At 67.8% G+C, this 14849-nt stretch carries 15 protein-coding genes; 7 read left to right on the forward strand and 8 right to left on the reverse strand.

The window, feature by feature from the left end; translation table 11 throughout:
• Positions 1-207 (reverse strand): hypothetical protein (locus QOH60_RS09005; RefSeq protein ID WP_526419290.1); only part of this gene is annotated, 207 nt, incomplete at its 3' end.
• A gap of 74 nt (positions 208-281) precedes the next feature.
• Here QOH60_RS09005 and upp point away from each other — a divergent pair.
• Positions 282-905 (forward strand): uracil phosphoribosyltransferase, encoded by a 624-nt coding sequence (upp, locus tag QOH60_RS09010; RefSeq protein WP_526419292.1) that lies wholly within the window; start codon positions 282-284, stop codon positions 903-905.
• A 91-nt stretch (positions 906-996) separates the two neighbouring features.
• Here upp and QOH60_RS09015 read toward each other — a convergent pair whose 3' ends face one another.
• Genes QOH60_RS09015 through QOH60_RS09025 form a run of 3 tightly spaced genes read right to left on the reverse strand, consistent with a single transcriptional unit; the run spans position 997 to position 3726 of the window.
• Entirely contained in the window at positions 997-1719 is a 723-nt protein-coding gene (locus QOH60_RS09015; protein WP_526419294.1) for a hypothetical protein, read from the reverse strand.
• Between the two features lie 19 nt (positions 1720-1738).
• On the reverse strand, positions 1739-3313 hold the full coding sequence (locus tag QOH60_RS09020; RefSeq protein ID WP_526419297.1) for a phospho-sugar mutase: 1575 nt from the start codon (positions 3311-3313) through the stop codon (positions 1739-1741).
• On the reverse strand, positions 3310-3726 hold the full coding sequence (locus QOH60_RS09025) for a MarR family winged helix-turn-helix transcriptional regulator (RefSeq protein ID WP_526419299.1): 417 nt from the start codon (positions 3724-3726) through the stop codon (positions 3310-3312). The genes QOH60_RS09020 and QOH60_RS09025 overlap by 4 nt, the downstream gene beginning before the upstream one ends.
• Before the next feature lie 77 nt (positions 3727-3803).
• Between QOH60_RS09025 and QOH60_RS09030 the strand changes: the two genes are divergently transcribed.
• The gene (locus QOH60_RS09030; RefSeq protein ID WP_526419301.1) at positions 3804-4898 is read left to right on the forward strand and encodes an AbrB family protein; all 1095 of its coding nucleotides are present in this window, start codon (positions 3804-3806) and stop codon (positions 4896-4898) included.
• On the opposite strand, the gene QOH60_RS09035 is transcribed toward QOH60_RS09030, so the two are convergent.
• Positions 4844-5635, reverse strand: coding sequence for a purine-nucleoside phosphorylase (locus QOH60_RS09035; protein ID WP_526419303.1), 792 nt, complete (start codon positions 5633-5635; stop codon positions 4844-4846). The two genes, QOH60_RS09030 and QOH60_RS09035, sit on opposite strands and share 55 nt — an antisense overlap.
• A 37-nt stretch (positions 5636-5672) precedes the next feature.
• Between QOH60_RS09035 and QOH60_RS09040 the strand changes: the two genes are divergently transcribed.
• Both QOH60_RS09040 and QOH60_RS09045 read left to right on the forward strand, forming a co-directional pair.
• Positions 5673-6875: a M20 family metallopeptidase gene (locus QOH60_RS09040; protein WP_526419305.1), complete on the forward strand. Its 1203-nt coding sequence runs from the start codon at positions 5673-5675 to the stop codon at positions 6873-6875.
• Complete coding sequence (locus QOH60_RS09045) at positions 6872-8044, forward strand: amidohydrolase (RefSeq protein ID WP_526419307.1); 1173 nt, start codon at positions 6872-6874, stop codon at positions 8042-8044. Before QOH60_RS09040 ends, QOH60_RS09045 begins: the two co-directional genes overlap by 4 nt.
• Before the next feature lie 161 nt (positions 8045-8205).
• Here QOH60_RS09045 and QOH60_RS09050 read toward each other — a convergent pair whose 3' ends face one another.
• From QOH60_RS09050 to QOH60_RS09060, 3 genes are read right to left on the reverse strand one after another with little or no spacing between them, the layout of a single operon-like run.
• On the reverse strand, positions 8206-9204 hold the full coding sequence (locus tag QOH60_RS09050) for an NAD-dependent epimerase/dehydratase family protein (protein WP_526419309.1): 999 nt from the start codon (positions 9202-9204) through the stop codon (positions 8206-8208).
• Entirely contained in the window at positions 9197-10459 is a 1263-nt protein-coding gene (locus tag QOH60_RS09055; protein ID WP_526419311.1) for a glycosyltransferase family 4 protein, read from the reverse strand. Before QOH60_RS09055 ends, QOH60_RS09050 begins: the two co-directional genes overlap by 8 nt.
• 33 nt (positions 10460-10492) lie before the next feature.
• Positions 10493-10972, reverse strand: a complete 480-nt coding sequence (locus tag QOH60_RS09060) for a gamma-glutamylcyclotransferase family protein (protein WP_526419313.1) — start codon at positions 10970-10972, stop codon at positions 10493-10495.
• A gap of 79 nt (positions 10973-11051) precedes the next feature.
• On the opposite strand from QOH60_RS09060, the gene QOH60_RS09065 reads away from it, so the two are divergent.
• The 3 genes from QOH60_RS09065 to QOH60_RS09075 form a co-directional block, all read left to right on the forward strand.
• Positions 11052-12458 (forward strand): NAD(P)H-quinone dehydrogenase, encoded by a 1407-nt coding sequence (locus tag QOH60_RS09065; protein WP_526419315.1) that lies wholly within the window; start codon positions 11052-11054, stop codon positions 12456-12458.
• Between the two features lie 155 nt (positions 12459-12613).
• On the forward strand, positions 12614-14371 hold the full coding sequence (locus tag QOH60_RS09070; RefSeq protein ID WP_526419317.1) for a glycerol-3-phosphate dehydrogenase/oxidase: 1758 nt from the start codon (positions 12614-12616) through the stop codon (positions 14369-14371).
• On the forward strand, positions 14368-14849 hold a 482-nt coding region (locus QOH60_RS09075; protein ID WP_526419319.1), incomplete at its 3' end, for a pseudouridine synthase. The genes QOH60_RS09070 and QOH60_RS09075, both read left to right, overlap by 4 nt.

A 14849-nucleotide genomic window follows, 5' to 3' on the forward strand; every position in this document is an offset into this window, starting at 1 on the left:
GTCCTCGGCGATCGCCGCGACCCGCCGCGCGAGCCCCTCCACGCCCTCGGCGAGTGCCGCGGCGAACCGCGCACCCACCGGGCCGAATGCGGCGACCACCATCGGCGCGACGTCACCGTCGACACGTGCGGCCACGGCGCGCAGGTCGGTGCTCATGTCGGCGTGGGTTTTCCCATAGGCGCGGATCGCGTCGGTATCGGCGTGCATGCGACGTTGGACGCAGCGTCGCGCTCGCGCGGTTCCGCGAGTATTTACCGTCGTCGCGATTAGTGTTCTGGGCCATGGATGTCCGTGTCATCGACCACCCACTGGCCGCAGCCCGGCTGACCACCCTGCGCGACGAGCGCACGGACAACGCCGCGTTCCGGACCGCGCTGCGCGACCTGACGCTGATGCTCGTCTATGAAGCCACCCGTGACGCAGCGCGCGAGGAGATTCCCGTGCGCACGCCGCTGGCCGACACCACCGGCTGCCGGCTGGCCAACCCGCCCCTGCTCGTGCCGGTGCTGCGGGCCGGCCTCGGCATGGTGGACCAGGCGCACGAGCTGATCCCCGAGGCGCAGGTCGGTTTCGTCGGGGTGGCCCGCGACGAGCAAACCCATTTGCCCACACCGTATTTGGAGTCCCTGCCCGACGACCTGTCCGGACAGCCGGTGATGGTCCTGGACCCGATGCTCGCGACCGGCGGGTCGATGGTGCACACCGTCGGGCTGCTTCAGGCGCGCAATGCCGACGACATCACGGCGGTCTGCGTTGTCGTCGCACCGGAAGGCATCGCCGCTCTGGAACGCGTCGCACCCGAGATGCGACTGTTCACCGCCACCGTCGACGACGGGCTCAATGAGATCGCCTACATCGTGCCGGGATTGGGCGATGCTGGCGACCGGCAGTTCGGCCCGCGCTAGTTCCCTGCGCGCCGAAACTGTATTCCACTCGGAAAAGTTCGAGAAGAGTGCGCGGCAGTTACAGCCTCGGCGCAGAAAGTTAGGGATCGGGTCAGAACTGGTCGCGGTGCCAGACGCCCATCCGCCGGTCCATGAACTCCTCGGCTCTGTCGTTGATCCAGCGCTGCGGCTCGGGCCACTTGAACGGCGGAAGCAACAGGTTCATCGGCCGAACCTCGCCGGTGAGAATGTCGAAGTTGACCTTCACGTTCGGGTAATTCGAGGTGATCAGGTAGGTGCAGTCCGACCGCTTGAAGTTTTCGCGGACCCGCTTGATGTCGTCGTACGACAGATGCAGCAGCAGGTCGCGGCAGAACAGTGCGTCGGCCGCCGGCAAGTCATCGGCGGTGACGTCCAGCACGATGAACCGCCTGTTCGCCACCGCGTAGGTGTTGTTGAGGCGTTCGACCCACTGCGGCACGATCTCGCCGCCGATGTACTGCTCCACCGGAAGGTCGACGTATTGCATCCAGTTGAAATCTCCGCACGGCGCGTCAATGAGTACCTGCACATCCAAGTCGCTTAGTACTCGTGGCAATTCGGCACGCAACTCCGCGGTGGCAGCCAGCGTGGACCCGCCACCGGGTTTCGACTCGGGGCAGCGCCAGCCCGCGCCGGCGTAGATATCGGTGGCCGCGGCGGTGCGCGCGTCCAGATGCTTCTTGCGTTTGCGCGTCGCCGGGCGCTGCGCCTTGAGCGCTTCGTAGAGGCGGGGGAATCGCAGCTTGGCCGCCGTCTTCACACGCGCGACCATCGGGTTCCTGTGCACACTCACCAACTCCAACGTAGCAAACTCACCGGCGGTCCTGCAGGAGTGTGACCACGTCACGCCTGACGGTGTCGCACGTGTCGTACGCGAAACGTCGGGCAGCGGCCACGTCATCGTCGGCAGGCAGGCTGATCTCGATGTAAGCCTTGATTTTTGGCTCGGTGCCCGATGGCCGCATCGCCACGCGGACCCGTACCTGGTCGTCGCCCCCGCTCAGGATCACGACATCGGCGCGCTCGGTGGCGACGACAGCGAACCCGGCCAGTGTCCCGGGCGGGTCGGCGCGAACCCGCGCCATCACCGCTGCGGCCTCGTCTGTTCGCGCGGTGACAGGCATCGGCAGGTGCACGCCGTGGCGCCGGGCGAGGCCGTCGAGGAGGTCAGGGATGCCTGAGCCCGCCGCCTTGGCCGCGGCCAGCAGGTCGCAGCACAACACAGCGGCGCTGATGCCGTCCTTGTCGCGGACCGCCGCGGGGTCGACGCAATATCCGATCGCCTCTTCGTAGGCGTACACCAAGTCGTCTCCGGCGGCGCGGGCGAGCCACTTGAACCCGGTCAACGTTTCGACGTGGTGGGCGTGGTGGTCCTCGGCGATCGCGGAGAGCATCCGCGACGACACCACTGTGGTAGCGACGGTGCGGGCTGCGGCTGCCGGTCGAGAAAGGATGTAATCCCCGAGAAGCCAACCAGTTTCGTCGCCAGACAGCATGCGCCACCGGCCACTCGTCGGGATTCCGATCGCGCACCGGTCGGCATCGGGGTCCAGCGCGACCGCGATGTCGGCGTCGACGCGTGCGGCCAGATCCAGCAACGCGTCGGCCGCGCCCGGTTCCTCCGGGTTCGGGAAAGCCACGGTTGGGAAGTCGGGGTTGGGGGCGAATTGACTCGTGACGGTGTGTACATCGGTGAAGCCTGCGCGGTGCAGGGCCTCGACGGCGAGCGCGCCGCCGACGCCGTGCAGAGGAGTCAGGGCTACGCGCACGGTGCCGCTACCGCTGCGCAAAGCAGCCGCGCGCGCGAGGTACAGCTCGACGACCTCCGTTTGATCTGAGGGTGTGACGGGCACGCGCGGAATTTCGTCGGCGTACGGCGCCGCGGCGATCGCCGATTCGATCTCCCTGTCGACCGGCGGCACCAGCTGCGATCCGCCTTCGATGTACACCTTGTAGCCGTTGTCCGCTGGCGGATTGTGCGACGCGGTGATCTGCACCCCGGCCAGCGCCCCGCTCTGCCGTACGGCGAAGGCCAGCACCGGCGTCGGCAGCGGAGAGGAGAACAATGTCACGGAGAAACCTTCAGCCGCAAGCACTTCGGCGGTCGCCGCGGCGAACCCAGCGGAACCGTGCCTGGCGTCGTAGCCGACGAACACGTGGGATCCACCGGCGCTGTGTTTCAACACCCGGCCCAGCGCCCAGGTTGTCCGGAGGACCACCGCCAGGTTCATGCCCGAGGGACCCGCCCGCATCGGCCCGCGCAGCCCCGCCGTGCCGAACGTCAGCGAGGATCCGAACCGCGCAGCAAGCTCGTCGGGCGTGCACGCAGACAGCTCCGCCGCGCAGGCCGGATCAGGATCGTGGGCGATCCACTCCTCGGGAGTCACGCGAGCTTGCGCAGGATCGGCGCCACCAGCATCAGAAGGTCGCGCTCCAGGTCGGTCAACCGGTCCCGCATCGCGCCCTCGAGCCAGGCGTCGCGCTCAGCGCGGTCGCGATCGAGAAGGGCGACGCCGTCCGCAGTGATCTCGACGAACTGGCGTCGCCGGTCGGCGGTGTCCGGCCGCCGTGACACCAGGCCGCGCGCCACCAGGTCGTTGATGCTGTCGGTCAGCGACTGCACCCTGACGTTCATTCGGCCCGCCATCTCCGCAGGTGTGCTGACGCCGGTGCGGCTGACGTCGCCGAGCACCTCCAGCTGGCTCAGCGTCAACCCATGGTCAGGGCGGTGCCGGCGGAGCTGGCGGGTCAGCGCCATCATCGCCTCGCGGAGCTCGGTCGCGGCATCGGGCATGGTCATAAGCAAGCGCTACCTTAGCAATCTTTGCGGTCAAAGTGGGTTGATTGGCAGAATGTGCCAAGGGCATACTTGTATTTATGGTCAGGTGGGCCGTGCTTTTCGCTGCAACGGTCGGTGTGACTGTGCCCGTGACCATGCTCGGCGTCCCCTCAGCCGCATTGTTCGCCGCGCTCGTCGTCGGCATCGCCTTCGCCCTCGCGCGGTTCGCACCACGAGGGGTTCCCCGGCCCATGGGACTTGCCGCACAGGGCGTTCTGGGCGTCTACGTCGGCACGATGGTGCACCGCGAGTCGTTGGGCGCGCTCGGTACGCACTGGCCGGTGGTGCTGGCCGTCGCGATCGGGACGCTGTTGGTCTCCGTCGCGGGCGGCGCGGTGCTCGGCATGCACCGCGACGTGAGCCCGCTCACGGGTGCCCTCGCGCTGGTGGCCGGCGGCGCGTCCGGATTGGTCGCGATCGCACGTGAGCTGGGCGGCGACGACCGGGTCGTCGCGGTCGTGCAATACCTGCGGGTCGCGTTGATCACCTCGTCCATGCCGGTGGTGGTGACGCTCGTGTATCACGCGTCGACGTCGTCGCACGGCAGCCGTGAAGTCGAAAATGGCTCACTCGCTTGGTATTTCAGCGTTCCGTTGATCGCAGTGCTGGTGGCCGCGGGGGCCGCCGCGGGACGCATGGTGAAGATGCCCGGCGCCGGTCTGCTCGGCCCGATGGCGATCACGATCGTGTTGGAGCTGACGGGACTGTCGCTCGGTGTGGCCGTTCCGGTGATCCTGGTGCAGGCCGGCTACATGCTCATCGGATGGCAGGCCGGGCTCGCGTTCACCCGCGATGCGCTGCGCGCGATCGCCAGGATCCTGCCCACCGTCGTCGGGCTGATCCTCGCGCTCAACGTCGCGGCGGCCGGCCTGGGCGTCGTGCTGGCAAAGGCGAGCGGGATCAGCGCGCTGGACGGGTACCTCGCCACCAGCCCCGGCGGCATCTACGCCGTGCTGGCCGCCGCCGCCGAGACGGGGTCAAACGTCACGTTCGTCGTTGCGGCACAGGTGATTCGGGTACTTCTGATGTTGTTCACCGCTCCGCTGCTGGCGCGCTTTTTCCTGCGGCTGGAGCGTCGTCAGAGCGCCTCGGCGATGCGCGACAGCAGAGAACCCATCGCGGTGGCGGACTGACGCCCGGCCGCCAGTACCTCGTCGTGGCTGATCGCCTGCCCCGTGATTCCGGCCGCCAGGTTGGTGACCAGCGACAGGCCCAGCACTTCCAGCCCCGCCGCGCGGGCGGCGATCGCCTCGTGCACCGTCGACATGCCCACGAGGTCGGCCCCCAGCGTCCGCAGCATCCTGACCTCGGCTGGGGTTTCGTACTGGGGCCCGGCCATGCCGGCGTAGACGCCCTCTTGCAGCGCCGGATCGATGGCCACTGCAAGCGCGCGAAGCCGGGGCGAATACGCGTCGACCATGTCCACGAACTGCGGCCCGACGAGCGGTGACCGGCCGGTCAGGTTGAGGTGGTCGGAGATCAGCGCGGGCTGCCCCACCGGGTATCGCTCGCTGAGTGCACCTGCCGCGTTCGTCAGGATCACCGTGCGTACGCCTGCGGCGGCCGCGGCCCGCACCGGATGAACGACGTCGCGCAGCTCGTATCCTTCGTAAGCGTGAATCCGGCCCAGCAGCACGAGGATTCGCTTGTCCCCGGCAGGGATTGACAGCATCTGGCCCCGATGCCCCTCGGCGGACGGGGGTGCGAAACCCGGTAGCTGCGCCATGTCCATCGTCGCGGCCGGCTTCCCCCACGCCTCGGTGGCAGGCGCCCACCCGGAACCGAGCACGACGGCGACGTCATGACTGCTGACACCGGTGTGCTCGGCGATCGCTGTGGCGGCCCGCTCTGCAACGTCGTCGCGCACCACGGACAGGAAGCTTAGCCCGCAATGCGATACTGCGATGATGCCTCCCAGTTCGTCGACGCCCCGCCGTGGTGCGGCGGAATCGTTGGCGGACCTGGCAGACGACGTCGTGCTGCGCCGTCGCAACGATCTGATCGCGCTGTCCCACGACATCCACGCCGAACCGGAACTGGCGTTCGCCGAGTACCGCAGCTGCGCCAAGACTCAACAGCTGGTTGCCGAGCGGGGGTTCGCGATCACCGCGGCGCCAGGCGGCCTGCAGACCGCTTTCCGCGCCGAGTACGGCAGCGGCGATCTCGTGGTCGCGGTGTTTGCTGAATATGACGCGTTGCCGGACATCGGACATGCCTGCGGCCACAACATCATCGCCGCATCCGCGGTGGGCGCGGCGCTCGCGTTGGCTGAGGTTGCCGACGACCTCGGGCTGACCGTCGTGCTGATCGGGACTCCCGCCGAGGAAGACGGCGGCGGAAAAGTGTTGTTGCTCAACGCGAACGTGTTTGACGACATCTGCGCGGCGGTGATGGTGCACCCGTCAACGATCGACATCGCCGGCACGCAGTCGCTGGCCATGGCGGATGTTGCGGTGAACTACCGCGGCCACGAGTCGCACGCGTCGATAGCCCCGCATCTCGGACGCAACGCCGGTGACGCCGCCACCGTCGCTCAGGTTTCGATCGGCCTGCTGCGTCAGCATCTCGCACCGGGGCAGCAAGTGCATGGAATCATCACCGACGGCGGCCGCGCCAACAATGTCATCCCCGGGACCGCGTCGATGCGCTACGGGATGCGGGCACTGGACAAGGCGTCGCTGGACAACGTCAAGTCCCGGCTCTTCGACTGCTTCCGCGCCGGCGCGCTGGCCACCGGCTGCGAATGCGCCATCGACGAGAGCCTGCCCGCCTACGACGCGCTGCGGTCGGACCCGTGGCTGGCGAACGTCTTTCGTGACGAGATGAACCGGCGCGGACGCAACCCGGTGGCCGAAGAGCTGGAAAGTGGTCTGCGCCTCGGTAGTACCGACATGGGCAACGTGACCCAGGCATTGCCCGGCATCCATCCGATGGTCGGTGTCGAGGCGGGCGGCGCGGCGTTGCACCAGCCGGAGTTCACCGCCGCCGCCGTGACGGAAAGCGCGGACAACGCGGTGATCGACGGCTCGATCATGATGGCGCGCACAGTGATTCGTCTCGCGGAGACGCCATCGGAGCGCCAACGGGTGCTTGCGAGGCGAGTCTCGTGAGCCTCACCGAAGCAGCCGAGTCCTGGCTTTCCGACCACTACGACGATCTCGTCGCCTGGCGCCGTCACATCCACGCCAACCCCGAGCTGGGCCGCCAGGAGTTCGCCACCACGCAGTTCGTCGCGTCGCATCTGAGTGACGCCGGCCTCAACCCCAAGGTGTTTCCATCGGGCACCGGGCTCACGTGCGATCTGGGACCCGAGGACATGCCGATGATCGCGCTGCGCGCCGACATGGACGCGCTCCCGATGAGCGAGCGGACCGGGGCGCCGTACGCGTCGGTGACGCCCGGCGTCGCCCACGCGTGCGGCCACGACGCGCACACCGCCTTGCTGCTGGGCGCCGCGTTGGCGTTGGCCAGCGAGCCGGAGCTTCCGGTGGGGGTGCGGCTGATCTTCCAGCCCGCCGAAGAGCTGATGCCCGGCGGCGCCATCGACGCGATCGCGGCCGGCGTTCTGACGGGGGTGTCGCGGATCTTCGCCCTGCACTGCGACCCTCGGCTGGAGGTCGGCAGGGTTGCCGTCGCGGTTGGCCCGATCACGTCGGCCGCCGATTCGATCCAGATCACGCTGCAGTCGTCAGGCGGGCACACGTCGCGGCCGCACCTGACCGGGGACCTGGTGTACGGCCTCGGCACTGTGATCACCGGGCTTCCCGGTGTGCTGTCGCGGCGCATCGACCCGCGCAATAGCACCGTGATGGTGTGGGGCGCGGTGAACGCCGGAGTGGCGGCCAATGCGATCCCGCAGGCCGGGACACTGTCCGGGACGATCCGCACCGCGAGCCACACCACGTGGCTTTCCTTGGAAGAGCTTGTGCGCGAGATCGTCACGTCGTTGTTGGCGCCGCTGAACATCGAGCATTCGGTGCAGTACTACCGCGGGGTGCCGCCGGTGGTCAACGAGGAGGTGGCGACGCGCATCCTCACCCGCGCGATCGAGGAGATCTCGCCCGACGCGCTGGCCGACACGCGCCAGTCGGGAGGCGGCGAGGACTTCTCGTGGTACCTCGAGGAAGTGCCGGGTGCCATGGCGCGCTTGGGAGTCTGGTCAGGCCGCGGTCCGCAGCTGGATCTGCATCAGCCGACGTTCGATCTCGACGAACGCGCGCTGGGTATCGGCGTGCGGGTGTTAGTGAATACTGTCGAACAGGCCGCCGCCCTCTGCTAACTGTTTCCCTTTGCCGTCAGGGTCCTCGCCCAATTCGACCACCGCACAAAGGCATCCGGCCAAAGCCGCGTGAAAGCCGATGTCTCCCAGTATTCAACAAGAACGGCGTCGCCAATATCGAGGGACTGCTCGCCAAGAAGGGCTAAGGGCCGCCCGTCGGATCAGCTGACCGCCCGTGCCGGCTTGCGGGCGGCCAGCTGGTCGTAGATCCACTTGTAGGTGCGCTCCAGGCCGTCGGCGAGGCGGATCGACGGCTCCCAGCCGTAGATCTCGGTGATCATCGTGTTGTCGCTGTTGCGGCCCCGCACACCCTTGGGGGCGTCGAGGTTGTAGTTGCGCTTGACCGTGATGCCGGCGATCTGCTCGATGATGCCGACCATCTGGTTGATGCTCACCAGCTCCGAGCTGCCGACGTTGACCGGCTCGGGGCTGTCGCCGGCGGTCACGCGCATCGTGCCCTCGACGCAGTCGTCGACGTACATGAAGCTGCGGGTCTGCTCGCCGTCGCCCCAGATCTCGATCTCGTGCTCACCGGACAGCGCCGCCTGCGCGATCTTGCGGCACAGCGCCGCGGGCGCTTTTTCCCGGCCGCCCTCAAAGCTGCCGATGGGGCCGTACACGTTGTGGTAGCGCGCGACGCGCGTCTGCAGTCCGAAGTCCTCTAAGAAATGCCTGCACATGCGCTCGGAGAACAGTTTCTCCCAGCCGTAGCCGTCTTCCGGCATGGCCGGATACGCGTCGGCTTCGACCAGCGCGGTGACATCGGCATCCGTTTGCTTGTCGGCGGCATAAACGCATGCTGAGCTCGAATAGAAATAGCGCCCGACGCCCGCATCCCTGGCGGCCAGCAGCATATGGGTGCTGATGAGTACCGACAGCATGCAGTCGGCTTTATGGGTCTCGATGAAGCCCATGCCGCCCATGTCGGCGGCCAGCATGTACACCGTGTCGACGCCGCGCACCGCTTCCTGCGCGTGGTCGAGTTTGGCCAGGTCAAGCTGTACGGCATCGACGCCTTCGGGAACCTGGTACCAGTCGTCGAGGGGCTTGACGTCAGCGGCGCGAACCGCGAAGCCCTTCTCGACGAGTGTGCTGGCCAGGTGGCCGCCGATGAATCCGCCGGCGCCTCCGATGAGGACGCTTCCTCGGGAACTACTCACTGCCGGTCCTCCCTGCCTCGCGGGCATCCAGGTAGCTGTTGCCGCGATAGCGTGTTTGCTCGACGCGAGCTTTCCGATCATAGACATCGATAAGTACTGACTCAAAAAGTTCGCCAATACGGCCAACGTCAAATGTGTCTTCCGCATATCGGCGCGCCGCTGCGCCCATACGTGCCCGCTCGGAGGCGTCGCCAAGCAACCGCGCGACCGCGGCGTCGGTGCCTTCGGTGTCTTTCGGGTCGACGACGACGCCGGCGCCGGCTGCGGTGACCATCTCGGCGACGGCGTTGTCCGGCGGCAGCAGCGCCAGCACAGGCCGTCCCGCGCACAGGTAATTGAGCACCTTGGACGGCACCGAGTAGCGGCTGGCGTCGCTCTCCAGCACCACGAGCAGAACGTCTGCGCTGGCCAGCACGTCGGGCAGCTGCTCGTATGGCTGGTAGTCGAGAAGCATCAGGCCAGGCGAGGACGCCTCGGACTCCAGCCACTCACGGCCGCGGCCCTGCGAGACGACGACGACGCGGGTGCCGTCGGGTGCGTTGTCGGCGAGCCTGGCGATCACCGCGGGGTCGTGCTTGAGCCCGAGCGTGCCCGAGTACATCACCACCTGCGCGTCGGCCACTCCGTGCGCTCGCGCCCAGTCGTTGTCGCGCGGGCGGACGGTCATCTCATCGATAGCGCCCCAGTTCGGGATCACCTTGGCGTGGTTGCGGTCGATCCGCCACTGGTCCAGCTGCTCGAGGAACGCATCGGCGATCGCGACGACCTTTGCCGCCCGGCGGACGATCTGGCGCTCGATCCGCTGGGCGAGGCCGCCGATCAGCGCGCCGAGCCAACCGAGGCGCCTCCGCGCGACGGTGTTGATCGCGTCGCTGTACACGTCTTGCCACCAGTGCACATAGGGCACACGGCGGAGCCGCAACGCCCAAGTGACCGGCAGCATCCCCAACAGTGGGATGTTCGACAGGATCACCACGTCGGGGCGAGCCGCGAGCAGGGCACGCGCGGCGACCCACGCGTACTGGAGCTCTTGGACGACGCGGATGAGCGGGTTGTACCGCTGGAACTCCGCGGACAGCGTCAGCGCGCGGACGGAGAAGGTGCCCGGATCGTCGTCGCGCTTCGCGGTTGCGCCCCGCCCCGTCGTGTAGGACGCACAGAACTGGTGCTCGACGACGTGTCCACGACGGGCGAGTTCACGGCTCAGATGCACCTGGCCCGGATGCCCCGAGTAGTCGTGAACAACAACTTTCACATTCGTAGCATCCCACGCGGGGATGGCGGCGCCTCAGTCGCCGTGCCCCGGGCCGATGTTGCGCGACGGGCGCGTTCGCAGACGGTGTACGTAATCTGCTGGCGCACCGGCAATTTCGGCCGCTTCGGCCATCACGCCGAGGTACCGGGCCGACGGTATTCCACCCTCCCACGCGTCGACGACGTACAGCCAGGCCAACACGGGGTCGATGGTGGTGTCGGAGCTCAGGCGCTCGACGCGGCAGCGAATCTTCTTGTGAATCCCCAGCTCTGAGCCTTCCCAGCGGTCGAGGTTCTTCTCGTCTTCCTTCGTCATGTCGTAGAGGACGACGAACACCTTCGACGCGGGATCCTGGACGATCGTGGCCAGCGCGCCTTCCCAGCCGATGTCCTCGCCGCCGAACGTCAGCCGCCAGCCGGGCAGCCAGCCCGTTCCGGCCATCGGCGAGTGGGGTGCTCGCTGCAGCATCTGCTCGGGATGCATGTTCGACCCGTACGCGGCGTAGAGCGGCACGGGGAAAGCGTAGATCCTCGCGCTGCAACTAGGCGGCCAACTTGGGCGCTGATTGCCTGCCTTGACTACCGTTGGCGGCGTGGTGAACCGAGTGGTGATCATCGGTGGAGGGCCGGCAGGCTACGAAGCCGCCCTGGTGGCGGCCGCCCAGTCCGTCCAGGTCACGCTCGTCGACTCCGACGGAATCGGCGGCGCATGCGTGCTGTATGACTGCGTGCCGTCCAAGACCCTGATCGCCTCGACCGGCGTGCGCACCGAGCTGCGCCGCGCCAACGGCCTGGGTTTCGACATCGCGATCGAGGACGCCAAGATCTCGCTGGCCCAGATCCACAACCGCGTCAAGACGCTGGCCCGGTCGCAATCGGCCGACATCGGCAGTCAGCTGCTGCGCGTGGGCGTCAACGTCGTCGCGGGCCGCGGCGAGCTGTGCGACGACCTTGCCGGGATGGCGCATCACCGGGTGAAGGTGACCACACCCGGCGGCCAGGTCGGCGTGCTGAAGACCGATGTGGTGCTGATCGCCACGGGGGCGAGTCCGCGTGTGCTGCCAGGGGCGGTGCCCGACGGCGAGCGGATCCTCAACTGGCGGCAGCTCTACGACCTGGCTGACCTGCCAGAACACCTCATCATCGTGGGCTCAGGCGTCACCGGCGCGGAATTCTGCAACGCCTACACCGAGCTCGGCGTCAAGGTGACCGTGGTCGCCAGCCGCGACCAGATCCTGCCGCATGAGGACTCCGACGCGGCCGCGGTGCTGGAGGAGGTATTCGCCGAACGCGGGGTGTCGCTGATCAAGAACGCCCGCGCCGACGCCGTGACCCGCAGCGACAGCGGTGTGGTGGTGAAGATGGTCGACGGCCGCGTCGTCGAGGGCAGCCACGCGTTGATGACGGTCGGATCGGTGCCCAACACGTCCGGGCTCGGGCTGGAGAAGGTGGGCATCGAGCTCGGCCCGGGCAATTACATTCCAGTGGACCGGGTTTCGCGGACCTCGGCGTCCGGCATCTATGCGGCCGGCGACTGCACGGGACTGCTCCCGCTGGCGTCGGTGGCCGCGATGCAGGGCCGCATCGCGATGTATCACGCGTTGGGCGAGGGCGTGACACCGATCCGTCTGCGCACTGTGGCGTCGGCCACGTTCACCCGCCCGGAGATCGCCGCCGTCGGTGTCCCGCAGACCAAGATCGACGACGGCACGGTGCCTGCGCGCGCGCTGATGCTGCCTCTCACCACCAATGCCAGGGCGAAGATGTCGCTGCTGCGGCGCGGGTTCGTCAAGATCTTCTGCAGGCCGGCGACCGGCGTCGTGATCGGCGGAGTCGTGGTGGCGCCGATCGCATCGGAGCTGATCCTGCCGATCGCGATGGCCGTGCAGAACGACCTCACAGTCACAGATCTGGCCCAGACACTGTCCGTCTACCCGTCGCTGTCTGGGTCGATCATCGAAGCGGCTCGCCGCCTGATCGCGCACGACGACCTCGAGTGACATGGGGGCTTGCTCACTACGTCGAGACTGCTGTGAGATCGCGTTACGCAGCCAAAATGCGATCTCCCAGCAGTCTGGGCGGGAGTCCTGGGGAAGCGAGTCCTGAGCGCGACGCTCTAGCCTGGTCAATACCGACGAGTAACTAAGGAGCATTGGTGATCGAGGCTGCCCCCGCCCCGGGCAACGGGCAGACGTTCCTGGGTCCGCGTCAGAGGGCGGTTGCCTGGGAGCGGCTAGGTTCTGAGCAGTTCGACGTGGTCGTGATCGGCGGCGGCGTGGTGGGCGCGGGAGCCGCGCTGGACGCGGCCACCCGCGGGCTGAAGGTGGCCCTCGTCGAGGCCCGCGACTTCGCGTCGGGGACGTCGAGTCGCAGCAGCAAGATGTTCCACGGCGGCTTGCGCTACCTCGAGCAGCTGGAGTTCGGGCTGGTGCGCGAGGCGTTGCATGAACGCGAGCTGTCACTGACCACCCTGGCCCCGCATCTGGTCAGGCCCCTGCCGTTCCTGTTCCCTCTCACCAACCGGTGGTGGGAGCGGCCCTACGTGGCCGCCGGCATCTTCCTCTACGACCAGCTCGGCGGAGCGAAATCCCTTCCGGCGCAAAAACATTTCCTCAAGGCCGGCGCGCTGCGGTTGGCGCCCGGACTGAAGCGCAGCTCGCTGATAGGCGGCATCCGCTACTACGACACCGTGGTCGACGACGCCCGGCACACGATGACGGTCGCGCGCACCGCGGCGCACTACGGAGCGGTGGTCCGGTCCTCCACCCAGGTGGTCGCGCTTCTGCGCGAGGGCGATCGGGTGATCGGCGTGCGGGTGCGCGACTCGGAGAACGGTGAGGTCACCGAGGTGCGCGGGCACGTCGTCGTCAACGCCACCGGGGTGTGGACCGACGAGATCCAGGCATTGTCGCGCCAGCGTGGCCGGTTCCGGGTCAGGGCGTCCAAGGGCGTGCACATCGTCGTGCCGCGTGACCGGATCGTCAGCGAGGTCGCGATCATCCTGCGCACGGAGAAATCGGTGCTGTTCGTGATCCCATGGGGCACGCACTGGATCATCGGCACCACCGACACCGACTGGCGCCTCGACCTGGCTCACCCCGCGGCCACGAAGGCCGACATCGACTACATCCTCGGCGAAGTCAACAGGGTGCTCGCCACGCCGCTGACCCACGACGACATCGACGGTGTCTACGCCGGCCTGCGCCCGCTTCTGGAGGGCGAGAGCGAGGAGACGTCCAAGCTCTCCCGCGAACACGCGGTCGCAACGCCGGCGCCTGGGCTGGTGGCGATCGCGGGCGGCAAGTACACGACCTACCGCGTGATGGGCGAGGACGCGATCGACGCGGCCAGCGAATTCATCCCCGCCCGGGTGGCCCCGTCGATCACCGAAAAGGTGCCGCTGCTCGGAGCCGACGGGTACTTCGCGCTGGTCAACCAGGCCGAACGCGTCGGCGCCTATTACGGGTTGCATCCATACCGGGTGCGCCATCTGCTGGACAGATACGGATCGCTGATCGGCGAGGTGCTGGCCATGGCCTTCGAGAAAGGCGTGGTCAAGCCTGACCTCTTATCTGCGATCACCGAGGCGCCGGTGTACCTGAAGGTGGAGGCGGTCTATGCGGTGGCGGCCGAGGGCGCGCTGCACCTCGAGGACATCATGGCCCGCCGGATGCGGATCTCGATCGAATACCCGCACCGCGGGGTCGCGTGCGCCCGCGAGGTCGCCGAGGTGGTGGCCCCCATCCTGGGCTGGAGCCAAGCCGACATTCAGCGGGAGGTCGACATCTACGTCGCGCGGGTGGCCGCAGAGGTGAAGTCGCAGCAGCAGCCCGACGACGAATCCGCCGATGCTCTGCGCCAGGCCGCGCCCGAGGCCCGCGCCGAGATTCTGGAACCGGTGCCGCTCAATTGAGACCCGTGCCACTCCCTGTGCGCGACGGGCTCGGCCCCGCCCGGCTGCGGCTACGCGGAGGGTCTGTGGTCGACGAGTTCGGTGACCGGTTCGGTTCGGCTGGGGTCGCGAAAGTGCTTGAGGGACAGGTGGTTGACGCCGACGGTGCCGTGCTGGATGCCGACAGCGTCCGTTCCGCCGGAGCTCTGGTATATCTCTACCGCGAGCTTCCCGACGAGGTGCCGGTGCCGTTCGATATCCCGATTCTGTACCGCGACGACAACATCGTCGTCGTCGACAAGCCGCACTTTCTCGCGACGATGCCGCGCGGCAGTCATGTCGCGCAGACTGCGCTCGTGCGGCTGCGTCGAGAACTGGGGTTGGCGGAACTGGCCCCGGCGCACCGGTTGGACCGGCTCACGGCGGGCGTGCTGTTGTTCACCGCGCGACGCGAGGTCCGCGGGCGTTACCAGTCGCTGTTCGCGAACGGTCTGGTACG

It is taken from the genome of Mycobacterium sp. (genome assembly GCF_032159765.1).
Lineage (GTDB): Bacteria > Actinomycetota > Actinomycetes > Mycobacteriales > Mycobacteriaceae > Mycobacterium.

Coding starts and splice junctions, on each gene's coding strand:
- QOH60_RS09030 (WP_526419301.1), top strand. CDS start 3,804: ATGGTCAGGTGGGCCGTGCTTTTCGCTGCAACGGTCGGTGTGACTGTG.
- upp (WP_526419292.1), top strand. CDS start 282: ATGGATGTCCGTGTCATCGACCACCCACTGGCCGCAGCCCGGCTGACC.
- QOH60_RS09025 (WP_526419299.1), bottom strand. CDS start 3,726: ATGACCATGCCCGATGCCGCGACCGAGCTCCGCGAGGCGATGATGGCG.
- QOH60_RS09040 (WP_526419305.1), top strand. CDS start 5,673: ATGCCTCCCAGTTCGTCGACGCCCCGCCGTGGTGCGGCGGAATCGTTG.